The organism is Mesorhizobium sp. NZP2077 (genome assembly GCF_013170805.1).
Classification (GTDB): domain Bacteria; phylum Pseudomonadota; class Alphaproteobacteria; order Rhizobiales; family Rhizobiaceae; genus Mesorhizobium.
This window is the reverse complement of sequence record NZ_CP051294.1, coordinates 186,712-210,720: the sequence shown is the minus strand read 5'-3', so window position 1 is coordinate 210,720 and position 24,009 is coordinate 186,712. Positions and strand designations below refer to the sequence as shown.

The window sequence follows — 24,009 nt, the reverse complement described above, 5'->3', positions numbered from 1 at the left end:
GAGAAACACATGGATTTTATCGAGCGGATTTTCGGCGTGGCTCCAGATGGAGGCGACGGCACCACCGAGATGCTCTACATCGCCGCCGCGCTCACGGTTGTAGCGATGGTGGCCGGTCGCCGGTGGCTCCGCCGACGCGCGAGCGCCCGGCGCCGTTAGCTGTCGTCTGAAGTTGAGAGTCTCTGCGATCGAAATAACCGACTTTGCAACGTCAGTGCCTGTGTGAGCGCAGTGTGCGCGCCGATGTAGCGCTGAATCTTCCTCAAGAAGGTAAGCGATGCACCAAGGCACCTTGGCCAAAATCGTCTTGTGGCTCGTCGATGGTAGGTCGCTCGTTGGCCGGCGCGCGCCGGCGCCGATCACTGATGGTAGTGGGTGACGTAGTGGAGTTCGCGGAGGGCGGGGATGACGAGGGCGATGTCTTTGTAGGCCTCGTGCTCGATGAAGTGCGCGGTCTCAGGCCCCGGTCGGGGCTTGCCGAGGACGGGCCTGCCCTTTTTGTCCACGCAGTAGATCAGGATCGGCAGCAGCAGGCCGTGGTTGGGGTTGTCGAGGTCGAGTAGCCGTTTCCAGCGTTTGATGTTGAGATTCATGGCCGTGTGGAAGCCCTGGCACCACGGCCGGGGGTCGATGCTGCCGCTGGGCTTGGTGGCGAACCGGGGCGCATAATCCTGCGGTCTGTCGAACAGCGTCTCGTTGATCCGGTTGTGGATCCTGGCGAGGCTGGCAAACACCGCGTGATCGGTTGCAGAGCCTTTGGCCAGGACGTCGCGCGGCAACCCCATGAGCGGGCACATCCAGTCTTGCGGGTCCGCGAACCGGGGCCCGGTGACCGCCGCCGTTACGAAGCCATCCAGCGCCGATATGGTCCGCACCAACGGGCGGGGGGCGGTCTTGGCGGCCATCCAGGCCTCGAGCGCCTCGTCCGACAGCGCCATGTCATCGATCGCGCTCATGCCGCCAAGGGGAGCGGCATCTCTTGGCGGCGCCCCCAATTCCATGGCATCAGCTCGTCCCAGCGCGAGGCTGGCCAGTCGTTCTGGATGCGCTCGGTGACATCGGCCATGTAGGCTTCGGCATCGACGCCGCACAGCTTGCAGGTCTCAATGATGCTGAGCACGACCGCGGACCGCTCTGCCGCGGCGAAGTTGCCCGAGAAAAGCCAATTGCGCCGGCCAACCGTAAATCCACGAATCGCCCGCTCCGCGATCAGGTTGTCGGGCTCGAGCCGGCCATCGTATAGGAAGCGGTTGAACGCGCGCCATCGCCTGGCGCCATAGGCGAAGGCCTTCGCGATATCGGCATGGCGCGACAAACCGTTGCCCTGGCGCATGAGCTGTCGTCGCAGCGCCCGGACCAGGGGGCGGGTCCGCCTTCGTCGTGCGGCCAATCGCTCGGCGGGCGGGAGCCCCCGTATCTCTTCCTCGATCCGGTAGATCGCCTGGATACCGGCCATCGCCGTCGTGCTGAGTTCGGTCGGCTGGCTGTCGTGAACGTCGAATATCTTGCGACGCAGATGGGCCAGGCAGGCAGCTTCTCGAATGGCGCCGCCCTTGTAGATCTGGTTATAGCCGCTGAAACCGTCGGCCTGGAGCGTGCCGGCAAATCCGGCGAGCTCGGTCATCACGCTCTCGCCGGCGCGTCCCATGGTGGCGCGATACCAGGCGATCGGCGGCTCCTGCGAGCCTGAGTTGCGGTCGTCGGCGACGTAAACCCAGAGCGCGCCCTTGTGCGTCTTGCCGGTGCCGGGCGCCAGGATCGGAAGCCGCGTGTCGTCGGTGTGAATCTTGGTGCGGGTACGGCCGATCTCGCGGATGCGATTGTAGATCGGATCGAGCAAGGCGGCGGCGTAGCCGGCGCTGCGCGCAAGGGTGGATCGCTCGATATCGACGCCCTTGGCGGCCATCATCTGTGTCTGACGGTAAGATGTTGCGCAGAGGATTATGCTGCGGAGGCTCCATTTCCTCCCAGATTTCAGACAATTTGAAGTAATCTCCGCAACATAATTTTCTGAAGCCAAGCCGGTGGCATGATCAGGGCTCCAACAACAAGGAGACTCGGATCATGTTTGAAATTCTATTTGGACAACCGCGCACGATCGCGCGCTATCGTTCCGCCCCATTGCAGAAGGAGCGGCTTCAGTATCTTTCGCATTGCGAGCGTCTCGGCATTAAGATCGAGACATTGCGGAAGATCGCATACCACCAGTGGGATTTGGTGCGCATTCTCGATTTGCACGACAACGACAGTTCGAACTTGTCCAAGATCGAGAACGCGCTCCGGCGGTGGTCCTCACCCGCGGAACGCAAGTCACGATCTCGCGCAGGTCGGCGCTTCTTCGGGCACGCTGAGCGGTGGATGCGCTTTATGGGCTGGTTTGAGCCGCGGGCTATGTTCCACTCCCATACGCGCGAGGTTGCTATCTTTGCCACGCGCATGGCCTCCGAACGCGGATGGGCGAAGAAGACGATCGATGATTGTTGTCGAACGGTCGACAGCTTTTTCGTTTGGCTGGATGAAACAGGCGTCGATCTATCGTCGGCAGGGATATCCTACTTCGATCAGTTTATCGCGCGTTATCATGCGCGCGGTTTTAATCGTTCAACCGCCCATCTCTATGCTCAACAACTTCGTAGGTTCATCCGGTTCGCCGAGCAGCAGGCTTGGTGCAGACCGGGATTGGCCGACGGGATCATGCCGCCACGGCGCTATCCGGGCGAGACAATTCCGAAGGGATTGAACCGGGACGAGGTCACCCGTCTACTCGCTACCACAGAAGGAAACCATCCCCACGAGATACGCGCCCGCGCTATCCTGATGCTGCTGATCACCTACGGTCTGCGTGCCGGAGAAGTCAGCGGCCTGCAGCTGGGAGACTTAGACTGGCAGCAGGAGATGTTGCGGGTACGCTGCCCCAAGCCCGGACGCACCCATCTCTATCCGCTGTCACCAGATGTGGGGCAAGCGATCCTGCGTTACTTGCGCGAGGTTCGACCCGCGCACCCTGAACGGACACTGTTCCTGACGATGAAAGCCCCGATTAGGCCGCTTACCCGCGGGGTAATTAAGGGGATCGTCTTTACTCGTCTCAATGATCTCGGAATCACAGGCAAGCGCCGCGGCCCACATGCGTTACGCCATGCCGCGGCCCAACATCTCCTGGATCAAGGTTTATCGATGAAGGCGGTCGGAGACTATCTCGGTCATCGAAGCACGAGGGCCACCGCGATCTACGCCAAGGTCAATCTCAATGTTCTTCGCGAGGTTGCGGAGATCGATCTGGGAGGCCTCCTATGATTCTTCGTGAAGCGGTCGACCACTATGTCGTATGGCGGCGCGCCCATGGCGCGCGATTTATCACCAGCGCAAGGACATTGTACCAATTTTGCAAGAACTTCCCCGAGCACGCGTGCTGCGATGCGGTTACCGAAAGCGATGCGCGCCGCTTTCTCGCTGGAACCGGTCCGCTCACGCGTTGCCGCGCGAACAAATATGGCACTCTCGCCGGTTTTTACCGTTATGCGATCAGTCGCGGTTATGCTGTCGCCTCGCCGTTGCCGCCGGCGGACGAAGAGCCGCGGGAGCCGCAATCAGCGCCCTCTTACATCTACTCCCGTGAGGAACTGCAGCGTCTGTTTGGAAGCATTGGCATTAGCCGCAAGCGCAGTATCCGGCTCGACGCCGAGACCTTCCATATGTTGCTCTTGATCCTGTATGGCGCGGGGCTGCGAACCAGCGAAGCGCTCCATCTGACCATGAAGGATGTCGAGCTTGCGGACGCCATCCTGACGGTGAGGAACACCAAATTCTACAAGAGCCGTCTCGTTCCTGTAGCGCCTCAACTTGCCGGTGCCCTTAGACGTTATGCCGAACTCCGTGCCGATCGCCCCCTGCCAGAAGGAATGGCGTCCGCCTTTCTCGCAAACCGCGACGGAACGCAGGTAAGGAAACACAATGTCGATCATGCATTCAAACGGCTACTCAAGCATGTCGGAATCGACCATAAGGATGATGGCCGACGCGCCCCGTGTCTCCACGCCCTGAGGCATACTGCAGCCGTCCATCGGCTGACGTCCTGGTATCGCGACGGCGCAGATGTGCAACGGCTGCTACCAGCACTCTCGACATATCTCGGTCACGCCGACCTGGACGGCACAAGCGTCTACCTGTCGATGACACCGGAACTGTTACACGAAGCATCGGCCTGCTTCGACCGCTACGTCAACGGAGGACACCATGCGTGATCTTCGTACACTCGGCCCTTGGCTTCGGCGCTTTCTGGCTGATTACATCTTCACTGAACGCCGTCTCGCCCGCAATACGCAAATGAGCTATCGCGACAGCTTCACGCTGCTGCTGCCATTTATCAGTACAAAGATCCGCAAATCAGCGGATCGTCTGAATGTCGAAGATATTACTCCGGCACTCATACTGCAGTTCCTTGCTCATCTTGAGGAGAGCCGCAGTTGCTCGGTACAGACCCGAAACCAACGTCTGACGGCGATCCGATCCTTCGCGCGCTTTGTCGCCAGCCGTGACCCAGCTCATCTTGCCTGGTGCGCGCAGATCCGTGCCATCACGACAAAGAAGGCCGCGCCGCAGCCGGTCTCGTGGATGAGCAGGGACGAAATGGAAGCGCTTGTAACGGTTCCCGACCGCCAAACCCTACGCGGCCAGGCCGAGCATGCCCTGTTGCTCTTCCTCTACAACACGGGAGCGCGGGTCTCGGAAGCCACGAGATTAGAGGTCGGCGATCTTCAGATCAGTCGGCGCGGCGATAATCATGCGCTCGTCACTCTTCACGGCAAAGGCAACAAAATCCGCCAATGCCCACTGTGGGCGCGCACAGAGGATACGCTCGGCGAGCTCATTCAGGGACGGGAAACCTGCGAGCCCGTCTTCCTCAGCCGCCATCGCAAACGATATACGCGGTTCGGAGTTTATCGGCTTGTCGAGCGATGTGCGGCACAGGTGCCATCGCTCGCTGCAAGGCCGATCACACCCCACGTGATCCGCCATACATGCGCCTGCCATCTGCTGCAGGCGGGTGTCGACCTTAACACCATCCGTGCATGGCTCGGACATGTAAGCCTTGAGACCACCAACATCTACGCCGAGATCGATCTCGAGATGAAAGCGAAAGCGATGGCACTCTGCAGCGCCGCCGCTCCGCGACCGGAAAGGCCGTGGAAAGAGAACAAGGGCGTGATGGCGTTCCTAAACGCTATTTGAGTCCAATAAATTATGTTGCGGAGATTACTCCAGATTGCCTGAAATCAGGGAGGAAATGGAGCCTCCGCAGCATAATCCTCTGCGCAACATCTTACCGTTTGGACTAACCCGCTCCGCCACGGCGGAGCGGCAAGGGGGGTGTACGCCGACGGCGCGGTCTTGATGGCGTCCTCTGTCGTGCCGGTCAGGCGTTCAATAGGAGCTCCAACTGCGCGAGCATGGGGTGGCTGCTTGCAGCCCATTCCATCGGACAAAGGAGCTTGTCATGACCCAACTTCGGCAACGCATGAGCGAGGACATGCAGGTGCGCAACTTCGCGCTCAACACCCAGCTCTCCTATCTGCAACAGGTGTCGCTGTTCGCCCGCCACTTCGGCAAGTCGCCGGACGTGCTCGGGCGCGAGGACATTCGGACCTATCAGGTCTATCTGACCAACGAGAAGAAGCTGGCGTCCGGTTCGATCCACACCGCCATCGCTGCGCTGCGCTTTCTCTACAGTGTGACGCTCGAAAGGGACTGGGCGCCTGAAGAGGTCCTCCCGTTTCCCAAGAAGCCGCAGAAGCTGCCGATCATCCTCAGCCCCGAGGAAGTTCAGCAATTCCTCGGCTGCGTCCTCAACGTCAAACACCACGCCATCCTGACCACCTGCTATGCCGCCGGCTTGCGCATCTCGGAGGCGGTTCAGCTGAAGACCACGGACATCGACAGCCAGAGAATGGTCATCCGCGTCGAGCAGGGCAAAGGCCAGAAGGACCGCTACGTGATGCTGTCGCCCAAGCTGCTGGAGATCCTGCGCAGCTATTGGAAGGTGTGCCGGCCAGAGGCGAGGCTCTTCCCCGGCGATCGCGCCGGCCAGCCGATCACCAGGGATGCGGTGGGACAAGCCTGCGCGAAAGCGCGCGACCTCTCCCGCTTGCCCAAACCGGTCACGCCGCACAGCCTGCGGCACGCCTTTGCCGTCCATCTATTGGAGGCCGGCGCCGACGTGCGCACCATTCAACTGCTGCTCGGTCACCGCAGCCTCGCGACCACCGCCCATTACCTGCGGATTGCCACCAACAAGGTCTGCGCCACGTCGAGCCCGTACGAGCTCTTACCGCGTCCGGCCCCCACCCCGCCGCCGCCGGCCAAGCCTCAGTACTTCTGAGCTCAAGCCGATGGCCCGCTCGGGGCCGGAGGTGGCGGATATATTCCGCCGCTATGGCGAAGCCTATCGCGTGCAGCATGACGCGTCGCTCAGCACCGCGCAGCGTCGCGTCATGACGGCGATCGAACTCTGCCGCACCGCCGCGCTCGGCGGGCATATCGAGCAGTGCGATCAATGCGGCCACCAGCGCATCGCCTTCAACAGCTGCCGCGACAGACATTGTCCCCGCTGCCAATCGCTGGCCCGCGCGCAATGGCTGGAGGACCGTCGCGCCGAGCTTCTCGACACACAGTACTTCCACGTCGTCTTCACGCTGCCGGGTGACATTGCCGCCATCGCCTATCAGAACAAGGCGCTCGTCTACGGTCTGCTCTTCCGCGCCACCGCCGAGACACTGCGCACCATTGCCGCCGATCCCAAACACCTGGGTGCCGAGATCGGCTTCTTCGCCGTGCTGCACACCTGGGGCCAGAACTTGCTGCACCATCCCCACCTGCACTGCGTCGTCCCAGGCGGTGGCCTTTCTGCCGACGGCACGCGATGGATTGCCTGCAAACCCGGCTTCTTCCTGCCGGTCCGGGTGCTCTCACGCCTGTTCCGACGCTTGTTTCTGGAGCACCTGGAGAAAGCCTTCGCGGCCGGCCAGTTGAAGTTCTTCTCTAGCTTGCAGGCCTTGAGCGAGCGCGACGCCTTCCGGCGCTATCTGGCGCCCCTTCGAAAGGCCGAGTGGGTGATCTTCGCCAAGCCGCCCTTCGCCGGACCCGAACAGGTCCTCGACTACGTCGGCCGCTATACGCACCGCGTCGCCATTTCCAACAATCGCCTCGTCGCCATCGAGGATGGCACCGTTCGTTTCCGCTGGAAGGACTATCGGCACGGCAATCGGCAAAAGGTCATGACCGTCTCGGCCGACGAGTTCATGCGCCGCTTCCTGCTGCATGTCCTGCCCGACGGCTTCCATCGCATCCGCTATTACGGCTTCCTCGGCAATCGCCATCGCGCGCAAAAGCTCGCCCACTGCCGCGACCTGCTCGGCATGCCGGCTCCAGAGGCGTCGAACAGCTGCTCGGCGAAGGACTACCGCGACCGCTACGAGGACCTTACCGGGCATTCCCTCCGGCAATGCCCGGCCTGTCATCAGGGGCGGATGATCGTCATCGAAACGTTCGACGGCGTCACCGGACCCCCGCCATACCGGGATACATCATGAAAGAAGCGCTCAGCTTTCGTCGTCACCGTATCGCCCGGGCCGTTCGGCCGCAAAACCGAGCCGGTCCCGCGAAGGTGCGCGCCGTCACCCCCGGGCAGCCTCTCCCGGCAGGGCGCGGCGCCGGTCCTCACCTTGCCGCAACCGATATCCGTGCCGCTTTCGGCGCACCGACCCCTGCAATCGCCGCGTCCACGACCGCATCCGCGCCCACGCCATGCCGGTTCATGGGCACGGCCTCAATTGAACGCCCATAGCGGCCACCTGTGCCCGCGGCTTAGTCCAACACGTTTTTAGCTCACCGTCGCGATCCACCACAGCGCGCTCTCGCCAGCCGCCTTTCTGCGCGACGCCAAGCTAAAAACGCTCTGCATTATGTTGACATCAACATAAACGGTAGAAGGGTAGATGATAACCCCACTTCGCCATCATGATATGGGCGAGCGCGGCATAGCTGAGTTTGCCGCGTGCAATGGCATTGGCTGGTGCCGGCGCCTGGATGATTTTATCGCAGGCCCGGCAGCTGTACTTGGGTCGAATGGTCTCCATCACCTGCCAGGCCTGGGCGACCAGATCGAGCATCTCCTCGCTATCTTCGCCCATGGCGCGCAGATCGCCGCCGCAGCCCGGACAGCATGCGCAAGACGGCTCGCGAACGATCCTCTTTCGCGGCAGGTTCGGGTTGAGCTTGCGCACCGGCAACACCCGGACCTTGTCGGTGTCGGCGACGATGGGCAGCTCGATATCGGGCACGCCGGCGGCAAAATCTGTCTCGAGATCTTCGAGTTCGAGCAGCATCTGGCCCAGCTTCTCGGACGAGCGGCCGAAGGCCTTGCGGTTGAAGCGATCGATCCGCAGCTGCAGGCGCTGGATGCGAAGTGCGGCCTCGGCGCGCTCCCTTCGCAGTTGCTCATCCCGCTCGGCGATGGTGATGTCACGGGCAGAAACGGCCGCCTCCAGAAGGGCGATCCGGGCGAGGAAATCAGCGATTGAGGGGGTCTGTTCCGACACCCAAATTACATACCCGAAAGAGCTTCTTTACGGAAGCAGAATCGACACAAAATCAATGAGAAACGTCAAAATCAGCCAGCCAGACGCGGTCGATAAATCTTGCTCGGCCGGCGCCAGTCGATCCCGTCCAGAAGCAGCGAAAGCTGCGCCTTGGTGAGCGACACGGCGACCTGATCCTTGGTGGTTGGCCAGGCGAAACAACCCTCGGAAAGCCGTTTTGTAAAAAGGCAGAACCCCTGGTCGTCATGCGCCAGAATCTTGATGATATGACCCTTGCGTCCACGGAAGCAGAAGATCGCGCCAGTGTGCGGATTGAGCGCGAGCACCTGCTGCACCATGCGTGCCAGGCTGTTGATCCCGCGGCGCATATCGGTCTCACCGCAGCAAAGGTAAATCCGGTCGGTCGGCACCACCGTGATCACCTGGTCAACTCCGTCAGGACGATACGTAGCGCTGTCGGATCGACGATCCCGTCGATCCGCAATCGCGCGCCGTTCGGAAAGGCCACGACGATCCTGCCGGCCGGGTCCGGACAATCGGCGACGGGGCGTTCAACCTCGGGCAGATCGCTCACCTCGATCCGCGCGAAGGTCGCCATCGCCTGATCGGCATCAGGCTCGCCGCCGGCCATCTGCTTGCGCCAGGCATAGAGCTGTGATGGGGCTACGCCGAAAGCCTGCGCGACTTCGGTCACCGACGACCCCGCCGCGCTCGCCAGGTCGACCAACGCGCGCTTCTCAGTGCAGCTCCACAGCCTTCGTTGCCGCGCGCGCCCAATCACTGTTGCACGGTCTTCGGCCGCCGCCGCACCGCTTAACTCGGCGACCAAATCGCCCTCTGCATGTTCCAATGTCATGGCGCGAAAACTCCATGTTCATCGGCCTATTGCAAGGTGCCTTGGTGCACCGCTTACTCAAGAAGGCTTCCAATAGCCGGACCTATCCTGTCCGGCGTCTGGCAGAATTGATCCGAAAGGCAAACACAGCATGACCAGCATCGAAACCTTCCGGGGGCTGCAGAGCGAGGTGACTGAGTGGCGTCGGTATCTCCATGAAAATCCGGAGCTGGACTACCGGTTGGAGAACACCGCAAGATTTGTGGCGGAAAAGCTGGCTTCATTCGGCATCAACCACATCGAGACCGGCATCGCTGAAACCGGCATCGTGGCGCTAATCCAAGGCGAAGGGGGCGAAGGACCGACAATTGGATTGAGGGCGGACATGGATGCGCTGCCGATCATTGAAGAAACAAACGCGCCATGGTCATCGAAAAACCTTGGTATTATGCACGCATGCGGTCATGATGGCCATACCGCAATGCTGTTAGGCGCTGCGAAACATCTTGCCTCGACCCGAAACTTCAAAGGCACCGTTGCCTTGATATTCCAACCTGCCGAAGAGGTGGAACTGCCTTCAGGCGCCCTGAGGATGGTTCAGGAGGGAATCATCGATCGGTTCGGCATATCCCAAGTCTACGGGATGCACATCCACCCGGGTTTCAAAATTGGTGAATTTGGCATTCGCCCTGGTGCTGCAATGGGTTCGCAGGACGATTTCGACATAGTTGTAAAAGGCAAAGGAGGACATCCATGCGATCCTCATCTCACCGTGGACCCGGTTGTGATAGCTGCACATATCATTCTTGGTCTCCAATCGTTGGTTTCCCGGAAAATTGACCCTCGAGAAACGCTTACTTTGTCCGTCACAAAGATGAGCGCTGCGAAGGCATATAACGTCATTCCTGACCAGGCTGAAATATCGGGGACGGTCAGAGCGTTGGGAGCCAGCCTCCAAGATTTCGCAGAAAAGCAGATACCTGTCATTGCAGCTGGAATTGCTCAAGGCTATGGCGCGGAAATCGAATTCAAGTACATGCGCTCAGTGCCGGCGACCTTCAACTATCCACAGCAAACCAAACTGGCCGTCGCGGCAGCACGCGATCTAGTCGGTGATGCGTCCGTGAATGACAACATTCGAGAAGAAGTTGGCGCTGAGGACTTCTCCTATATGCTTCAGGAGAGGCCCGGTGCTTATATCTTCATTGGTAATGGACCGAGCGCGGATTTTCACCATCCGAAATTTGATTTTAATGATGAAGCATTGCCTTACGGTATCGGCTGGTGGGTTAAGCTCGTGGAGACCCTTCTGCCTTACAAACCTACGACCCAGCAGTAAGGAGATGCATGGGTTGTGCGTCAAATGGATGCCGCACGGAGGTGCACGTTCCTGGTTGTCAAGCGGAAGAAGCTGGTGAGCGTGAGCTTGGCTGCGGCTGAGACCACGCATTAGGCAGTATGCATGATGCTCAGCCGACCCTCGTAAGGCGACGATTGTCGATTGCTAATCGAGACCGGTCACTTTCGCACCGGCAACATCCGGACTGCAGATTCCGACGGTTTGCCAGACAGCATTCCGATCAAAAGCCGGACGCGTTTCATGCTGGAACATTCCGGCCTGCCCGATTCGTCAGGAAACGGTACGCGCGCGTTGGAAACAACGCGGTCAAGTCATGCGCCAGCGACTCGGGCTGGAATGGCCACATGCGTTTGTCTCGTCGAGATACTGAAAGGTGGCGTCGCCTTGACGGAGCTCGACTCGGGAAGAGGGCATATGGACTTTCCTTCAAGCAGAAGCTGACAAGGCAATCTTTTGCCAACTCGCAATAGCATGTGCGCGAAGTTGGCGATGATCGGCGACAGTGAGATAGTTTCGGTGAATGTGGAAGAGATTGGCAATCTGACTGTGGGTTGAGACGAAACGTTGGCATTTTCGTGCCGATTTGAAGCGCATCATGCGCCACTCTCGTCGCCGCAGAGCAAGATGACAGTTCACGGCGCGATTGTTGAGCCCTTTGTGCGAACGGTGCTCGACGCCCGGCATCAACTCGGCCCTTGCGGTGGAGTACGAGCGCAGCTTTTCGGTCACCATCACCCGCGGCGGGACGCCCTGGCGCTTAGAAGCTTGCGCATCAGCCAAAGAGCGGCCCCCCTGTTTCTGCGGTTTTGGAGAATAGCGTCGAGAAGGTAGCTATTGGCATCGACGGCACGCCACAGCCAGAACTTCTTTCCCTTGATGGACACGACCATCTCGTCGAGGTGCACTTGTCGGCAAAGTGACCGCGGGACCGTTGCCGCAGTTGATGGCGAACTTGAGGCCGAACTTTTCCGCCCACTCCCAGACTGTCTGAAACGATACCGCGCTCGGCAAGCAGGTCTTCGACGTCGCGCAGGCTCAGTGGAAACCGATAGTAGAGCCATGCCGCGTGCGCGATGATCTCGGTAGGAAATAGGTGACGTTTGTAGCGGGCGGGCGAGTCTTCAATCATGCAGGTAGACTATCCTACGGATCCGCACCAGCCGGATAAGGCGACGCCACCGCCCCGAGTGCTGGTGCAGCCCTTTTAAGACTGAATGTTTCGCCACTCCCATCCCGTTTTTGAAGCGTGCATTGCGGCCGGGGAGCCACTTTGATCGCTATCGACGCATCGAAGTCTGCGATTTAGTTAGGCTTTCGGGTGAGCGACTGCCGCCCACGAACGGGCTTATGGACCCGCCCAGGCGGTAACCGATCGCGATGACGAAATCTGGCAGGCGCGGCGTGCTGGCGGTTCGAGGTGCGCCAACTGCTGAGATGGAGCCGCTGGGGCGGTTTCGCGGCGGCAAATCGTGACCGGGTGTGCGGAGCGTCTGGATTGCAAGATTTGGAGGACTCAGGAATGACACTTGCTGCAGCCGAACCTGCAACAGCTCTCCCAGCCATAGAAAAACGCCACCGGGATCAACGGCATTATCCTCACGGCATAGCCTTCATGGATGGTCAGTACCTGCCGATGTCCGAAGCCAAGATATCCGTTCTTGACTGGGGCTTTCTGCATTCCGATGCCACCTACGATACCGTTCATGTATGGGACGGCAGGTTTTTCAGGCTGGACCTGCACCTGGACCGGTTCTGCCGCGGAATGGAAAAGCTCCGCATGAAAGTTCCCTACAGCCGCTGCGAGATCGAAAAGATCCTGTCAACTTGTGTGGCGTTGTCCGGGCACAAGTCCGCCTATGTCGAAATGATCTGCACGCGCGGTGGCTCGCCCACCTTCAGCCGCGATCCGCGCGAGGCGGAGAACCGTTTCATCGCGTTCGCGGTGCCTTTCGGGTCGGTTGCCAACAAGGAGCAACTAGAGCGCGGCCTGCATGTCGCCATCAGCAGCACCGTCCGAATCCCGCCCAAGTCGATCGATTCGACCATCAAGAACTATCACTGGCTCGATTTGATCAAAGGCCTGTTCGATGCGTACGACTACGGTGCCGAAACTGCATTGATCGTCGACATCAACGGCAACATTGCCGAGGGGCCTGGCTTCAACGTTTTCACCGTGAAGGGCGGCCGCTTGAAGACACCGGCTTATGGCGTCCTCACCGGCATTACCCGCCAGACCGTATTTGATCTATGCGGCGAACTGAGCCTATCGGTCAGCGCCGGCGACATTGATCGCGACGAGCTTAAGGGCTCCGATGAGGTTTTCATTACGTCTACAGCGGGCGGGATCATGCCAGTATCCAAGATTAACGAGACCGTTGTAGGCGACGGCAAGGTTGGTGCCCTGACTCGCCAGCTGACAGACCTGTATTGGGAGAAGCATGCCGATCCGGCATGGTCGACCGCCGTAAATTACGCATCGTACCGCGATATCTTGTCGAGCGTTCCTCCCTCGCGCGGCGAGGGCTGTGCTGCCGTGAGTCTGCCAATGACCTCCGCTTTCATTTCTTATCTCTCGAATGAGCTCGCCGGGTTAAAGTCCGCCGGCCTCTACAAATCCGAGCGGGTGATTGCCTCGACGCAGTCTGCCGAGATCGTGGTGGGCGGCGAGAAGGTGCTTAATTTCTGCGCCAACAACTATCTCGGCCTCGCCGACAGCGCCGACCTGCGTGCCGCGGCCAGCCGGGCGCTCGACCGCTATGGCTACGGCATGGCCTCGGTACGCTTCATCTGCGGCACGCAAGAGGAGCACAAGCAGCTCGAGGCGACGATTTCATCCTTCCTCGGCCTGGAAGACACCATCCTTTACGGCTCCTGCTTCGACGCCAATGGCGGCCTGTTCGAGACGTTGCTCGGTGATGACGACGCGATCATTTCCGATGCGCTGAACCACGCCTCGATCATCGATGGTGTGCGGCTGTCGAAGGCCAAACGCTTCCGCTACGCCAACAACGACATGGCCGATCTCGAAGCGCGCTTGAAGGAAGCCAAGGACTGCCGCTTCCGGCTGATCGCCACCGACGGGGTGTTTTCCATGGATGGCATCATCGCCAATCTCAGGGGTGTCTGCGACCTCGCCGACAAATACGATGCCATGGTGATGGTCGACGACAGCCATGCCGTCGGCTTCGTGGGCAAAAATGGCCGCGGCTCGGCCGAACATTGCGGCGTCGAGGGCAGGGTCGACATCATCACCGGCACGCTGGGCAAGGCACTCGGCGGCGCGTCCGGCGGCTACACGTCCGGCAGGAAACAGGTGGTCGACTGGCTGCGTCAGCGCTCGCGGCCCTATCTCTTCTCAAACACGCTGATGCCGGCGATCGCCGGCGCCTCGATCAAGGTGTTCGAACTGGTCCGCAATGGCGACGCCTTGCGCGAGCGCCTCAATGCCAATGCGGCGCGGTTCCGGTCGCAGATGGGCGAGCTCGGCTTCACGCTGGCGGGCGCCGACCATCCGATCATCCCGGTGATGCTGGGCGACGCGACACTGGCGCAGGAAATGGCGGCGCGCATGCTGAAGCGCGGCATCTACGTCATCGGCTTTTCCTTCCCGGTGGTGCCGAAGGGCCAGGCCCGCATCCGCACGCAGATGTCGGCGGCGCACTCCAGTGCCGACATCGACCGCGCGGTCGAGGCGTTTGCTGAGGTGGCAAGGGAGCTTTCGATCGTATGACCTGCGGTCTCTATCTGCTTGCCGCCAAACATAGCCTTGGGCGAAAGCCTAGCAGGCCGTTGGAGGAAGGTGTCTACAGCTGGGATACCGAAGGTCGAAAGAGCCTCGGTGGTTTCGGCGGCCGTTACTGCGTCACAGGGGATATGGATGCACGGAGATCGCCGACGCCATTGCGAAGCAGGCGTACGAACTGCCCTTCGCGCATGTCTATGCCAGCCAGGGCACGGAGCCTGTCGCACGTTTGGCCGATTTCGGGCAGAACATGGCCGAAGAACTTGTGAAAGAATGGAAGGCCTGTCCAGGCTTCTGGTGAGCAGCCCGGAACCGGCAAAGGGTTTATTTTGGCCTGTCCGGGTCCGATGCCAATGAAACCAATATCAAGCTCGTCTGGTACTACAACGACATTCTCGGCCGCCCTGAAAAGAAAAAAGATCATCTCGCGGCATCGCGGTTATCACGAGCGAGTTCGGCGACGTTTGTCGTCGGGAGGTCCGGGTCGACAAGAGCTGGGAGCGCCTGTTCGACGGCGAAATCGGCCTGTCGATCGAAGACGGCAAGAAGATCATGACGGCGCTGCAGAGCGCGGTCGTAAACCAGGAGGTGAATGCCTATGCTCTGTTTCGGCGGGTTTGCCCGGACTGCCACACGTTCCGGCCGGTCAAAGACTATACGGCGCGCCGGATCCGAACTGTGTTCGGCACGGTGGAGGTGCGCAATCCCCGCTGGATGCTGTGTGGGGTTGCCATCCAGGGATGGTCGTTGCTTTCGCGCCACTGAAGGAAATCTGCCCGGATCGGGCGACGCCCGAGCTGATGGAACTGACGGCGCGGCTGGGAAGCATGATGCCGTACCGGCAGGCCGCCAGAGTGCTCACCGAATTCCTGCCCATTGAGCCTACCGAGACGCATGCGACCGTGCGCAAGCGCACCATCAGGATCGGTGAACGGCTGGGCGAGCAGGTTGCAGAGGAAGAACGGCGCGCAAGGGCGCAAGCTGATGATCGGCGCCAGCTCGAAATGGAGCTTCCCGGCGATCGGCGCAAAGAGTTTATCATCAGCATCGACACAGCGCATGTGCGCAGCGCCGATCCCAATGCAGCGCGAAACTTCGAACTCGTTGTAGCCAGATGCGGTTGCGGCGGTCGGGGCGAACCCGGTGGCCGCTATTTCGTGACCAGCAGCACCGACCAACCGCAATCCGGGATCGAGCGCTCCACGCGCTTCAGCAAGAAGGATATTGCGGCTTTGGCGACGTCACCGTGATCTCGGATGGCGCCGAAATCCTGAAGCGCCTGCCCCGCGCCATGCCAAGGCCGACCAGCCATATCATCGACTGGTTCCACATCGCCATGAAGCTCCAACCAATGCAGCAGATCGCCGACCACATGGTTCGATCTCGCGCGGACGGTGCCAGGCCCCTTCCAACCCTCCACAGGGACATCAGAGCCGTGAAGTGGCGCCTGTGGCATGGGCGCGTCGATCGCGCGATCCGCGACCTGGAGCAACTCTTGGAGAGTATTCGCAAGGAGACAGCGAGTTCTCGATCGCACGGCTTCATAGCCTCGGCTCGCAGCTCCTGACCTATGTCAGATCGAACCGCGGCGCGATCGTCAACTATGGCAAGCGATACCGAGCTGGGCTTCGTGTCGCCACCAGCCTCGCCGAGTCAGCAGTGAATTCGCTTGTCGGCAAACGCATGGTCAAGAAGCAGCAGATGCGCTGGTCTCTCCACGGTGCGCACATGCTCATGCAGGTCAGGACGGCGGAGATCAATGGTGAGCTTCGCGATCGGCTGCGGGCACCGTTCCGACAGCCAGAACCGAACGTGCCTCCATTATTCAAGCCCAAACCGCCCCTTCTGCGCGCCGCCTAACCCCAGAGAAGTTACCGGTCTCCGACAGCCTGCTTGCCCACGAGCCGTTCAAGTGCTGCGATGCGGGCCTCATATTCCTGGATCAGGTCGGCTGCCTGCGCGTCCTCATCGAGCGCGCCTTCCTCATATTTGCGGACCCAGACACGGATCAGCTGTCGCTGACCTGCCGCTTAAACTCGATGCTCTGGGTACGATATCTTGCCATGGTCTTCTTTCCGAAAACCCGGCTGACTGGGTCAATCCCAAAATCCTAATCTGTCCGCCCCACGGGGCGCACTCCACATCACGGGGCCTTATTCCACGCCTAATCACAACGTAGGCCTCGTCACGGGGTTCTGTGTTCCGGTTCACGGCGCCGACGGCTTGCAAGGTTGCGTTTCGTTCGGAGGTTCGGAGATCGACCTCGAGCCGGAAACGCGGCTTAACCTGCACCTGATCTCGATGTACGCCCACGGTAGCCTGCGCTTCAAGCGCCGCTCGATACGCCTGGGCAAGGCAACCAGTTGGAGCATGGCGATGCATCGAACCATGACTTCATAACCTCATCAGCGTTGTTAGCGAACAAACTGAATTTGACGGAAGAGCACTCGGCTGGGACCATTGGGGACCGTTAAGCAGAGGGCTTTCCAATATGCGTATGTTCATGTGCGGTCTGTATACCGAGACCAACAGTTTCTCTCCTGTGCCCATTGGGCGCGGGTCTTTCGCCGGGGAAACCTTTCATGGTGACGCCACGGCTCACCCACCGGGCTGGGCTTCGGCGCCGATGCACATCTGGAAGACACTGGCCGAGCAAAAGGGTTACGAGGTCATAGAGAGCCTTTGTGCGAGTGCCGGGTCGGGCGCTCCGGTGGTGCGCGCTGTTTATGAGGAGCTTCGGGACGAGATTCTCAATGACCTGCGCAGCGCGGGCGATGTGGATATGGTACTTTTGTCCCTACATGGCTCGATGATCGCGGAGGGCTATGACGACTGCGAAGGTGACTTGCTTGAACGGGTGAGGTCCATTGTCGGTCCCGATGTAGTTATTGGCGCAGAACTCGATCCTCACTGCAGCATAACCCGCAAAATGGTCGCCGCCGCGAACATTCTTATCACCTATAAACTCAGCCCTCACACGGATGTCGAGGAGAGGGCCCCGGAAGTGTTCGCCCTCTGCGACGCAGCCGTTCGCCGAGAAATAAAGCCGGTCACGGCGATCCATGAATGCCGGATGGTTTCAACGTGGCCGACGGACCGCGAGCCCATGGCCGGCTTCGTTCGGTACATGATGGACTGCGAGGGGCGAGGGGATATTCTTTCAGCCTCTTTTGCGCATGGTTTCGGATTGGCCGACGTGCCGGAAGGCGGCGCAAAGGTTCTCGTCATTGCGAACGGGAATGCGGCTGCTGCCGAAACGCTTGCGCGCGACCTTGGACAAAGGCTGTGGGATATGCGGCGGGAAACCGCCCGCACATGGGAGAGCCTCGACGCCGTTCTCGACAAAGTGGCAACAGCAAAGTCGGGGCCGATCGTCATTGCCGATTTTTGCGACAATTCCGGAGGTGGCGCGCCGAGCGATTCAACGCATATTCTCCGCGCGCTGGTGGAGCGGGGAATCGGAAATTCCGCTTGCGGCTTTATCTGGGACCAGGGCGCTGTCGGCCTTTGCATCGCCGCCGGGGAAGGCGCCAAGCTCGATCTGCGGATCGGCGGCAAGGTTTGCAGGGCGTCCGGTCAGCCGCTAGACCTGAATGTGACCGTTATGCGCATCATCGAGAATGCCTCGCAGCATTTTGCCGGCACCACCGACTCGATCGGCGACGCGGTTTGCGTCCGTACAGACGATGCCATCGATATTGTGCTCACCGAGACGCGCCAACAGATATACCAGCCAGACGCTTTCACGCAGTTCGGGATCGAACTCACGGGAAAACGTGCAATCATTGTGAAATCGTCCAACCATTTCCGGGCGGGATTCGCGCCGATTGCAACTGAGATTCTATACCCCGCAACCGATGGTCTTCTGACCCTCGACTATGCAACGGTGCCATACACCAAATTCAAGACCCCCTTCTGGCCGTGCGTTGAGGACCCATTTGAGGCGCGTTGATCCTCTCCGGCCGTGTAGGCTGCGGCCACGACTTCGGAGCCGGGGATTGAACAAACCGTTGGCCCGGGAGAGGTGGTGATTGGAGGAGCGGTCTACTGACGGGACGCCCTGATCGGGAGAGTCAGCGACCCGGGTCAATGACGGACCGAGCAACGGCGAACTCTTCACCTCTGTGTCGAGACAGTCCTCGTCTACAGTGGCGAAGGGCGACGTCGTCATTCTCGACAAACATCGCCAGTCACAAAGGTGGAGTAGTGTGCCGGCCGTCCTGGCCGCCGGCACACATGGGCCTTCGCCTCAGCTCCTGATCAGAAAAGCCGCCGAACCGTCGAGGCAACACGGCGAAAGCCGGCGAATCGGTCGAGGCCATTGCGTGGGCTATGCTTCCGCATGAACAATAGCACGCTCTAGCCCCAGAGTTCGGGCGCCGGCGGCAGGCACAGGCCGTCGCGTGTCTCGAGGGTGGGCTGAGGGTCGCCCTCGATGCCGCCCGGAACGCTGATATCCGGGTAGTCTGCTTCTCCCGCGAGAATTATCGCGGGCGCCAACGCTAGCGACGGTGAGATCATGCACGAGACCATGACACCAAACCGCAACTCCCGTGCTCGCCGCAACACGGCAAGAGCTTCGGTCAGCCCTCCTGCTTTCTCTAGCTTGATGCTGATGCACTTGTATCGATTTCGGAGACCGTCAAGCGAGGCAGCGTCTCGGCACGACTCGTCCGCACAGAGCGGGACTGGATGGGGCAGATGGTCCAGCCGCTGGTCCTCCTCTGGTGCAAATGGTTGCTCGACCAGCACCACGCCGTTCCTAGCTAGAACCGGCATGGCATTGAGATAGTCCTGTTCGGTCCAAGAGCCATTGGGATCTACCACGATGCGGGCGTGAGGTGCGCGCCGATGGATTTCAACGATCCGCTCTAGATCGTTGTCTCCTGGCATTTTCACCTTCATCAGCGGCGCAGCAAAAGGGGCGGCGACTTCCGCCGCAATCTCGCCCGCGCCCGTCGGGTCGATGGCCGGAACGAAAAGCATCTGCGGGAACGGGCGTGGTGCGGACAAGCCGGCGAGTCGCCACACCGGTTCCCCGGCCTGTTTGGCCCCGAGATCCCACAATGCGCAATCGATGGCGTTACGCGCCGAGCCCGGCGGCAGCGCTTCCTGCAATGCGGCACGGGTCATGCCCTCGGCAAGCTTTTCGGTGACGGCGCCCATCTCCGAAAGCACACGGGTCACGTCTTGGCCGTAGGCATGGAAGGGCCGGCATTCGCCCCGCCCGCGATGGGGCCCCTCGGTGAGTTCGATCCGAACCGACTCGACTTGGGTGATCCGGCCATAAGCCGACCGGAACGGTTGGGTCAGCGGCCAGCAATGCGTGGTGATGTTAATTTGTCTCGTCATGGCCAAACTCCGATTTTACGTTTCTCCGTGTCGAGAAGTTCGGTTTGGCCGAGAAAGATCAAATAGAATTTGTTGCGAACCTTATTCCTGAAAGCAAGGATGTGGTCAGGTCATCAGCCCCAATTCTTGGAAGGTCTTGAGACACTCGCCGCAATAGCGGTGAAGGGTTTTGACGAAGCCGTCCGTGAGCGTCGATTGCGTTTGTTGCGCGGGTCGCACCAGCTGAAAGTGGATCGGAATTTCCGGCCGGAAGGCTTTCAGGAGCAGTCCGCGCTCGCGGTATTCTAAGGCTGTGAACGGGTTGACGATAGACACGCCGAACCCATCGAGGACAAAGCCACAGACGACTGTCGCAAGCTGTGCCTCAAGAGGAATTACTCTGTCGATGCCGGCCTGCTGGAACGCCTGATCAATCCGAAGGCGTGTGGTGTCGTTTGCGCCCAGTGAGACGAAATCCTCATCCGCAAGGTCCTGCGGCTCAATGATGTCCTTGTCCGCGAGGCGATGGCCGGGTGGCAGAATGCAGATAGCGTTCACCCGGGCAAAGACCTCGGAGCGGAGGGAGGGTTCGTCCGCGTCGCCGAAAACCAGCCCAATGTCGTTGAGTTGAGAAGCGACGGTGTCCTTGACGATGGTCGAAACATGGGTTTGCAACGTTGCCGTGACCCCTTCGTGCGAGGTGAGGAACTCTTCGAGCACGGTTCTCAAAAACCCCATGCTTAATGCGGGGTTGGCCGCGATCCGCAGGTGCCCAGTATTAAAGTTTCTTATGTCCTGAGCCTTCTTCCTGAGGTGCTCTACCCCCACGAACGCCCGCTGGACCTCCACGAAAAAGATCTTCGCTTCGGGCGTGGGGGTCAGCCGTTTCTTCTCGCGCACGAAAAGCCGCAGGTCGCTGACACGCTCGAGGTCGACAATCAACCGGCTGACGGCAGGCTGCGAGATGTGGAGCATTTCGGCGGCCGCCGTTACGGTACCAGTCAGCATCACCGCCCTGAAGGCCTCGACCTGGCGCAGGTTCATATCGCATCAACTTCATAACTTGGTGAATAACGTCAGGATACTTTTGTATTTGACGTTAATTAGCCATGCAAGCCAAAATCCTCCCTAACTTCAAGCGTTGAGCGCGAACCATTGCTAACAACGCCGCGAACACGATTAGGAGAATTGAGCGATCATGAAGGGTCACACTCTCGACAGCCTTGGCATCCGGACATGGATCAATGCCGCCGGATATCTCACTCGGCTCGGGGGCAACGAGCTACCGGAGGAAGTGTCGTCGGCGATGCGCGAAGCCACCGGAGTGTTTGTCGACATCGCGGAGCTCCAAGCAATCGCGGCGGGCATCATCGCCCGCCACACAGGAGCTGAATCGGGGATCGTAACCGCTGGCGCAACGGCGGCTCTGACACTCGGGGCGGCAGCGTGCATGGCCGGCCTCGATCCGGCGCGCATGGATGCGCTTCCGCACGCGGCGAATATGCCGTCTGAGTTCATCATGATGCGGGCGCATCGGTCGAGCTACGACCATGCCATACGGGCCGCCGGGGCGAAGATCATCGACGTCGGCGTGAACGATCAGGCGCTCAACGCGGGAATCAGGCGCACCGATACCTGGGAGATCGAGAGTGCGATTTCTGAAAAGACGGCCGGCTTCGCCTTTATGGCGACCCCGCACAACCTGCGGGAACTGGAAGTCTGGGCGAGGCTCGGTCAAAAGCATGGCCTTCCTGTCCTGGTTGATGCCGCACCTTGGCTCCCGCCCGTGGAAAATCTTCGCCTTTTTTGCGATGCGGGCGCGTCGCTCGTGGCCTTCAGCGGGGGCAAGGCTATTCGTGGCCCGCAGGCCTCGGGCATTCTCTGCGGACAAAAAGAACTCGTGGCCTCGGCGCTTCTCCAGCAGCTAGACATGAATGTCGTCGCGGACAACTGGCGCCTGCCTGAAACGCTTTTGCCAGGGGGCAACTTGACAGCTATTCCGAGGCACGGAATTGGCCGCGGTTTCAAGGTTTCAAAGGAGACGATTTTCGGTTTGATCGTCGCGCTCGAGCGCTTTGTCGCGCGCGATCATGAAGGCGAGTTTGCCGAGATGGAGGGCATTCTTCGCGCGATCGCCGATGGCCTCGCCGGCGTCCGGGGGCTGAAGACCGAATTGAGGTCAGCCTCCACCACCTACCGACGGCCCGCGCTGGAGCTCCATTTCGATGAAATATCTTTGGGTCTTGCCGCAATCGACGTGGCACGCCAACTCGGTCAATCCAGTCCACCTATCCAGCTGACCGAACGCCTGATCGCCGAAAACATTCTCATCGTCGATCCAGCTTGCCTGCGGCGCCAGCACGTTTCGCCCATCGTATCGGCCATCCGCGAGATTCTGAACCAGCCTGCAAATCATAGTCCTTTTTCGCAGGGGCAAAATAATAAACAGGGAGACCTCAAATGGGAAAAATTAGGAAACTGATTGGAGCCGCATTTGTAGCGGCCGCATTGGCGGGAGGAGGCGCGGCGCCAGCGCTTGCCCAACGCACCACGCTGAACTTTGGCATTGCAGCCGCTGATGCCAATTCCCTCGATCCGCACAAGACGGCCACAACTCAGGACAAGGTGGTGCTAAGTTGGATTTTCAACGGTCTCGTTCGCATCGCACCAGGCCAGTCCAACCCGAAATACATCGAGCCGGATCTGGCCGAAAGCTGGGACTCGAGTGCCGACGGTCTGGAATGGACCTTTCACCTGCGTCACGGCGTGATGTGCCACAAGGGCTATGGAGAATTGACAGCGGACGACGTCGTGTTCTCGCTCCATCGGGCCGCCAACCCCAAGACGTCAAGTTTTGCGTCTGACTTCGCCCAGTTCAAGACGGTCGTTGCCGTCGATCGGTATACAGTCAAGATCACTTTGTCCGACCATGTGCCCAGCCTTCTGGGCCTTGTGACCAATTTCCAAGGAGGCAATATTGTCTGCAAAGCAGCGGTAGAAGCGCTGGGCGATGACTTTGCCCGCGACCCGGTCGGTACTGGACCATTCGTGTTTGAAAGCTATGCTCCGCAGCAGGCGATCACGCTTTCGGCGAATGAAGCCTATTTCCGAGGTTCGCCGCAGATCAAGAAAATCCTCTACCGGTACCTGCCATCGGATGCAAGCCGGGAACTTGCACTGATGTCCGGTGAGATCGATATTATGCAGGGTACTGGGACATCGGACTATGTCGACCGCATCAATGCCAAGAACGGGTTTCATGCTTTTCTTGGCGGACCACCTGAATTGTCTGTGCTCCACCTGAATGTGACAGTGCCTCCGCTCAACGATATACGTGTGCGCAAGGCGCTCGCCATGGCGATCAATAGGGACGACATAATCGCACTGTTCGGCCACACGGCATGGCCGGCAACGTCTGTCATCCCGTCCAACAACCTCGGCTACAAGGACTTCTCCGATATCCTTCCCAAATACGACATTAAGGCCGCCAAAGCCCTTCTGACGGAAGCGGGTTTTGCTGACGGATTGAAACTAAGCACTATAGTCTCCAACAAGCCAACTATTCTTCCTACGATGCAAGTCTTGCAGGCTCAGTTAGCTCAGATAGGGGTCGAGCTTGAGATCAACGTCGTAGATCATGCCACATATCACCAGCAGATCCGTAAAGATTTGAGCGAGGTCGTGTACTATGGCGCGTCCAGGTTCCCTATAGCGGATGTTTATCTGACCCAATTCTACCACTCGCGTAGCGCCATTAATAAGCCGACTGCGGTAACCAACTTCTCGCATTGCGACGTGGCTGATGTCGATATAGACGCCGCTCGGGTCGAGACTGATGCAAATAAGCAGCTCCAGCTCTGGGCGAAAGCGCAGCGAAAGGTGATCGAGAATGTCTGCGCCATTCCACTGTATGAAGGCTTGTGGGATTGGGGCAAGGCGAACGACCTGGACCTTGGGTTTGAATATGTCGGCAGCCTTACCGGCGGTCCGATGCTGACCGAGCAGACGCACTTTGCGAAGTAGGGCAGTATCCCCGCTGAATGCGCCAAAGCGGCGCATTCAGCGGACTTTTTGTCGAGGGGATATGTCTCGCCTAAGTGTGGTTGTCTCGTCACTTAGGGCGAACGGCTGCAGGATCAGCCGT

General features: G+C 59.9%; 18 protein-coding genes and 5 pseudogenes. 14 read left to right on the top strand and 9 right to left on the bottom strand.

Features of this window, described 5'->3' with window-relative positions; genetic code table 11:
* Positions 1–9: 9 nt before the first annotated feature.
* Positions 10–159, top strand: coding sequence for a hypothetical protein (locus tag HGP13_RS36865; RefSeq protein ID WP_172235143.1), 150 nt, complete (start codon positions 10–12; stop codon positions 157–159).
* Positions 160–359: 200 nt separating this feature from the next.
* On the opposite strand, the gene HGP13_RS36860 is transcribed toward HGP13_RS36865, so the two are convergent.
* Both HGP13_RS36860 and HGP13_RS36855 read right to left on the bottom strand, forming a co-directional pair.
* Entirely contained in the window at positions 360–956 is a 597-nt protein-coding gene (locus HGP13_RS36860) for a UPF0149 family protein (protein ID WP_172235142.1), read from the bottom strand.
* Positions 953–2,020: an IS66 family transposase gene (locus HGP13_RS36855; RefSeq protein ID WP_281411011.1), complete on the bottom strand. Its 1,068-nt coding sequence runs from the start codon at positions 2,018–2,020 to the stop codon at positions 953–955. The genes HGP13_RS36860 and HGP13_RS36855 overlap by 4 nt, the downstream gene beginning before the upstream one ends.
* A 44-nt stretch (positions 2,021–2,064) precedes the next feature.
* Between HGP13_RS36855 and HGP13_RS36850 the strand changes: the two genes are divergently transcribed.
* The 5 genes from HGP13_RS36850 (at position 2,065) to HGP13_RS36830 (ending at position 7,589) form a co-directional block, all read left to right on the top strand.
* The gene (locus tag HGP13_RS36850) at positions 2,065–3,297 is read left to right on the top strand and encodes a tyrosine-type recombinase/integrase (protein ID WP_172235141.1); all 1,233 of its coding nucleotides are present in this window, start codon (positions 2,065–2,067) and stop codon (positions 3,295–3,297) included.
* Positions 3,294–4,244 carry a tyrosine-type recombinase/integrase gene (locus HGP13_RS36845; protein WP_172235140.1) on the top strand — a complete coding sequence of 317 codons (951 nt, stop codon included), beginning with the start codon at positions 3,294–3,296 and terminating at the stop codon, positions 4,242–4,244. The genes HGP13_RS36850 and HGP13_RS36845 overlap by 4 nt, the downstream gene beginning before the upstream one ends.
* Positions 4,237–5,232: a tyrosine-type recombinase/integrase gene (locus HGP13_RS36840; protein ID WP_172235139.1), complete on the top strand. Its 996-nt coding sequence runs from the start codon at positions 4,237–4,239 to the stop codon at positions 5,230–5,232. Before HGP13_RS36845 ends, HGP13_RS36840 begins: the two co-directional genes overlap by 8 nt.
* 265 nt (positions 5,233–5,497) lie before the next feature.
* Positions 5,498–6,379: a tyrosine-type recombinase/integrase gene (locus tag HGP13_RS36835; RefSeq protein ID WP_172235051.1), complete on the top strand. Its 882-nt coding sequence runs from the start codon at positions 5,498–5,500 to the stop codon at positions 6,377–6,379.
* Positions 6,380–6,389: 10 nt separating this feature from the next.
* Positions 6,390–7,589: an IS91 family transposase gene (locus tag HGP13_RS36830; RefSeq protein ID WP_172235052.1), complete on the top strand. Its 1,200-nt coding sequence runs from the start codon at positions 6,390–6,392 to the stop codon at positions 7,587–7,589.
* Positions 7,590–7,970: 381 nt separating this feature from the next.
* On the opposite strand, the gene HGP13_RS36825 is transcribed toward HGP13_RS36830, so the two are convergent.
* The 3 genes from HGP13_RS36825 to HGP13_RS36815 all read right to left on the bottom strand — a co-directional run bounded on the left by HGP13_RS36825 (position 7,971) and on the right by HGP13_RS36815 (position 9,453).
* Positions 7,971–8,597 (bottom strand): IS66 family transposase zinc-finger binding domain-containing protein, encoded by a 627-nt coding sequence (locus tag HGP13_RS36825; protein ID WP_172235138.1) that lies wholly within the window; start codon positions 8,595–8,597, stop codon positions 7,971–7,973.
* Positions 8,598–8,668: 71 nt separating this feature from the next.
* Positions 8,669–9,019: an IS66 family insertion sequence element accessory protein TnpB gene (gene tnpB / locus HGP13_RS36820; protein WP_172235137.1), complete on the bottom strand. Its 351-nt coding sequence runs from the start codon at positions 9,017–9,019 to the stop codon at positions 8,669–8,671.
* Positions 9,016–9,453, bottom strand: coding sequence for a transposase (locus HGP13_RS36815; protein ID WP_172235136.1), 438 nt, complete (start codon positions 9,451–9,453; stop codon positions 9,016–9,018). The genes tnpB and HGP13_RS36815 overlap by 4 nt, the downstream gene beginning before the upstream one ends.
* Before the next feature lie 130 nt (positions 9,454–9,583).
* On the opposite strand from HGP13_RS36815, the gene HGP13_RS36810 reads away from it, so the two are divergent.
* Positions 9,584–10,771 carry a M20 aminoacylase family protein gene (locus HGP13_RS36810; protein ID WP_172235135.1) on the top strand — a complete coding sequence of 396 codons (1,188 nt, stop codon included), beginning with the start codon at positions 9,584–9,586 and terminating at the stop codon, positions 10,769–10,771.
* A 447-nt stretch (positions 10,772–11,218) separates the two neighbouring features.
* Here the strand turns inward: HGP13_RS36810 and HGP13_RS36805 are convergent.
* Positions 11,219–11,921 (bottom strand): annotated as a pseudogene (locus HGP13_RS36805) (IS6 family transposase).
* Between the two features lie 390 nt (positions 11,922–12,311).
* Here HGP13_RS36805 and HGP13_RS36800 point away from each other — a divergent pair.
* The 4 genes and pseudogenes from HGP13_RS36800 to HGP13_RS36785 form a co-directional block, all read left to right on the top strand.
* Positions 12,312–13,145: pseudogene (locus HGP13_RS36800) on the top strand (aminotransferase class IV); the annotation flags it as partial.
* 192 nt (positions 13,146–13,337) lie between these two features.
* The gene (locus HGP13_RS36795; RefSeq protein WP_172235242.1) at positions 13,338–14,522 is read left to right on the top strand and encodes a glycine C-acetyltransferase; all 1,185 of its coding nucleotides are present in this window, start codon (positions 13,338–13,340) and stop codon (positions 14,520–14,522) included.
* Positions 14,519–14,980: pseudogene (locus tag HGP13_RS38470) on the top strand (aminotransferase class III-fold pyridoxal phosphate-dependent enzyme); the annotation flags it as partial. The gene HGP13_RS36795 and the pseudogene HGP13_RS38470, both read left to right, overlap by 4 nt.
* A pseudogene (locus tag HGP13_RS36785) lies at positions 14,967–16,394 on the top strand (ISKra4 family transposase). The pseudogenes HGP13_RS38470 and HGP13_RS36785, both read left to right, overlap by 14 nt.
* Before the next feature lie 23 nt (positions 16,395–16,417).
* Here the strand turns inward: HGP13_RS36785 and HGP13_RS38465 are convergent.
* A pseudogene (locus HGP13_RS38465) lies at positions 16,418–16,599 on the bottom strand (helix-turn-helix domain-containing protein); the annotation flags it as partial.
* 426 nt (positions 16,600–17,025) lie between these two features.
* On the opposite strand from HGP13_RS38465, the gene HGP13_RS36775 reads away from it, so the two are divergent.
* Positions 17,026–18,486: a M81 family metallopeptidase gene (locus HGP13_RS36775; RefSeq protein ID WP_172235133.1), complete on the top strand. Its 1,461-nt coding sequence runs from the start codon at positions 17,026–17,028 to the stop codon at positions 18,484–18,486.
* Positions 18,487–18,893: 407 nt separating this feature from the next.
* Here the strand turns inward: HGP13_RS36775 and HGP13_RS36770 are convergent, their stop codons facing one another.
* Entirely contained in the window at positions 18,894–19,886 is a 993-nt protein-coding gene (locus tag HGP13_RS36770) for a dipeptide epimerase (protein WP_172235132.1), read from the bottom strand.
* A gap of 105 nt (positions 19,887–19,991) precedes the next feature.
* The gene (locus HGP13_RS36765; RefSeq protein WP_172235131.1) at positions 19,992–20,909 is read right to left on the bottom strand and encodes a LysR substrate-binding domain-containing protein; all 918 of its coding nucleotides are present in this window, start codon (positions 20,907–20,909) and stop codon (positions 19,992–19,994) included.
* A 154-nt stretch (positions 20,910–21,063) separates the two neighbouring features.
* On the opposite strand from HGP13_RS36765, the gene HGP13_RS36760 reads away from it, so the two are divergent.
* The gene (locus tag HGP13_RS36760; protein WP_172235130.1) at positions 21,064–22,347 is read left to right on the top strand and encodes a DegT/DnrJ/EryC1/StrS family aminotransferase; all 1,284 of its coding nucleotides are present in this window, start codon (positions 21,064–21,066) and stop codon (positions 22,345–22,347) included.
* A complete protein-coding gene (locus tag HGP13_RS36755) occupies positions 22,326–23,888 on the top strand; it encodes an ABC transporter substrate-binding protein (protein WP_172235129.1) in 1,563 nt (520 codons plus the stop codon). Before HGP13_RS36760 ends, HGP13_RS36755 begins: the two co-directional genes overlap by 22 nt.
* The last annotated feature ends 121 nt before the right edge of the window (positions 23,889–24,009 follow it).

Coding starts and splice junctions, on each gene's coding strand:
- HGP13_RS36865 (WP_172235143.1), top strand. CDS start 10: ATGGATTTTATCGAGCGGATTTTCGGCGTGGCTCCAGATGGAGGCGAC.
- HGP13_RS36860 (WP_172235142.1), bottom strand. CDS start 956: ATGAGCGCGATCGATGACATGGCGCTGTCGGACGAGGCGCTCGAGGCC.
- HGP13_RS36850 (WP_172235141.1), top strand. CDS start 2,065: ATGTTTGAAATTCTATTTGGACAACCGCGCACGATCGCGCGCTATCGT.
- HGP13_RS36845 (WP_172235140.1), top strand. CDS start 3,294: ATGATTCTTCGTGAAGCGGTCGACCACTATGTCGTATGGCGGCGCGCC.
- HGP13_RS36840 (WP_172235139.1), top strand. CDS start 4,237: ATGCGTGATCTTCGTACACTCGGCCCTTGGCTTCGGCGCTTTCTGGCT.
- HGP13_RS36835 (WP_172235051.1), top strand. CDS start 5,498: ATGACCCAACTTCGGCAACGCATGAGCGAGGACATGCAGGTGCGCAAC.
- HGP13_RS36830 (WP_172235052.1), top strand. CDS start 6,390: ATGGCCCGCTCGGGGCCGGAGGTGGCGGATATATTCCGCCGCTATGGC.
- HGP13_RS36815 (WP_172235136.1), bottom strand. CDS start 9,453: ATGACATTGGAACATGCAGAGGGCGATTTGGTCGCCGAGTTAAGCGGT.
- HGP13_RS36810 (WP_172235135.1), top strand. CDS start 9,584: ATGACCAGCATCGAAACCTTCCGGGGGCTGCAGAGCGAGGTGACTGAG.
- HGP13_RS36795 (WP_172235242.1), top strand. CDS start 13,338: ATGACCTCCGCTTTCATTTCTTATCTCTCGAATGAGCTCGCCGGGTTA.
- HGP13_RS36775 (WP_172235133.1), top strand. CDS start 17,026: ATGCGTATGTTCATGTGCGGTCTGTATACCGAGACCAACAGTTTCTCT.
- HGP13_RS36770 (WP_172235132.1), bottom strand. CDS start 19,886: ATGACGAGACAAATTAACATCACCACGCATTGCTGGCCGCTGACCCAA.
- HGP13_RS36765 (WP_172235131.1), bottom strand. CDS start 20,909: ATGAACCTGCGCCAGGTCGAGGCCTTCAGGGCGGTGATGCTGACTGGT.
- HGP13_RS36760 (WP_172235130.1), top strand. CDS start 21,064: ATGAAGGGTCACACTCTCGACAGCCTTGGCATCCGGACATGGATCAAT.
- HGP13_RS36755 (WP_172235129.1), top strand. CDS start 22,326: ATGGGAAAAATTAGGAAACTGATTGGAGCCGCATTTGTAGCGGCCGCA.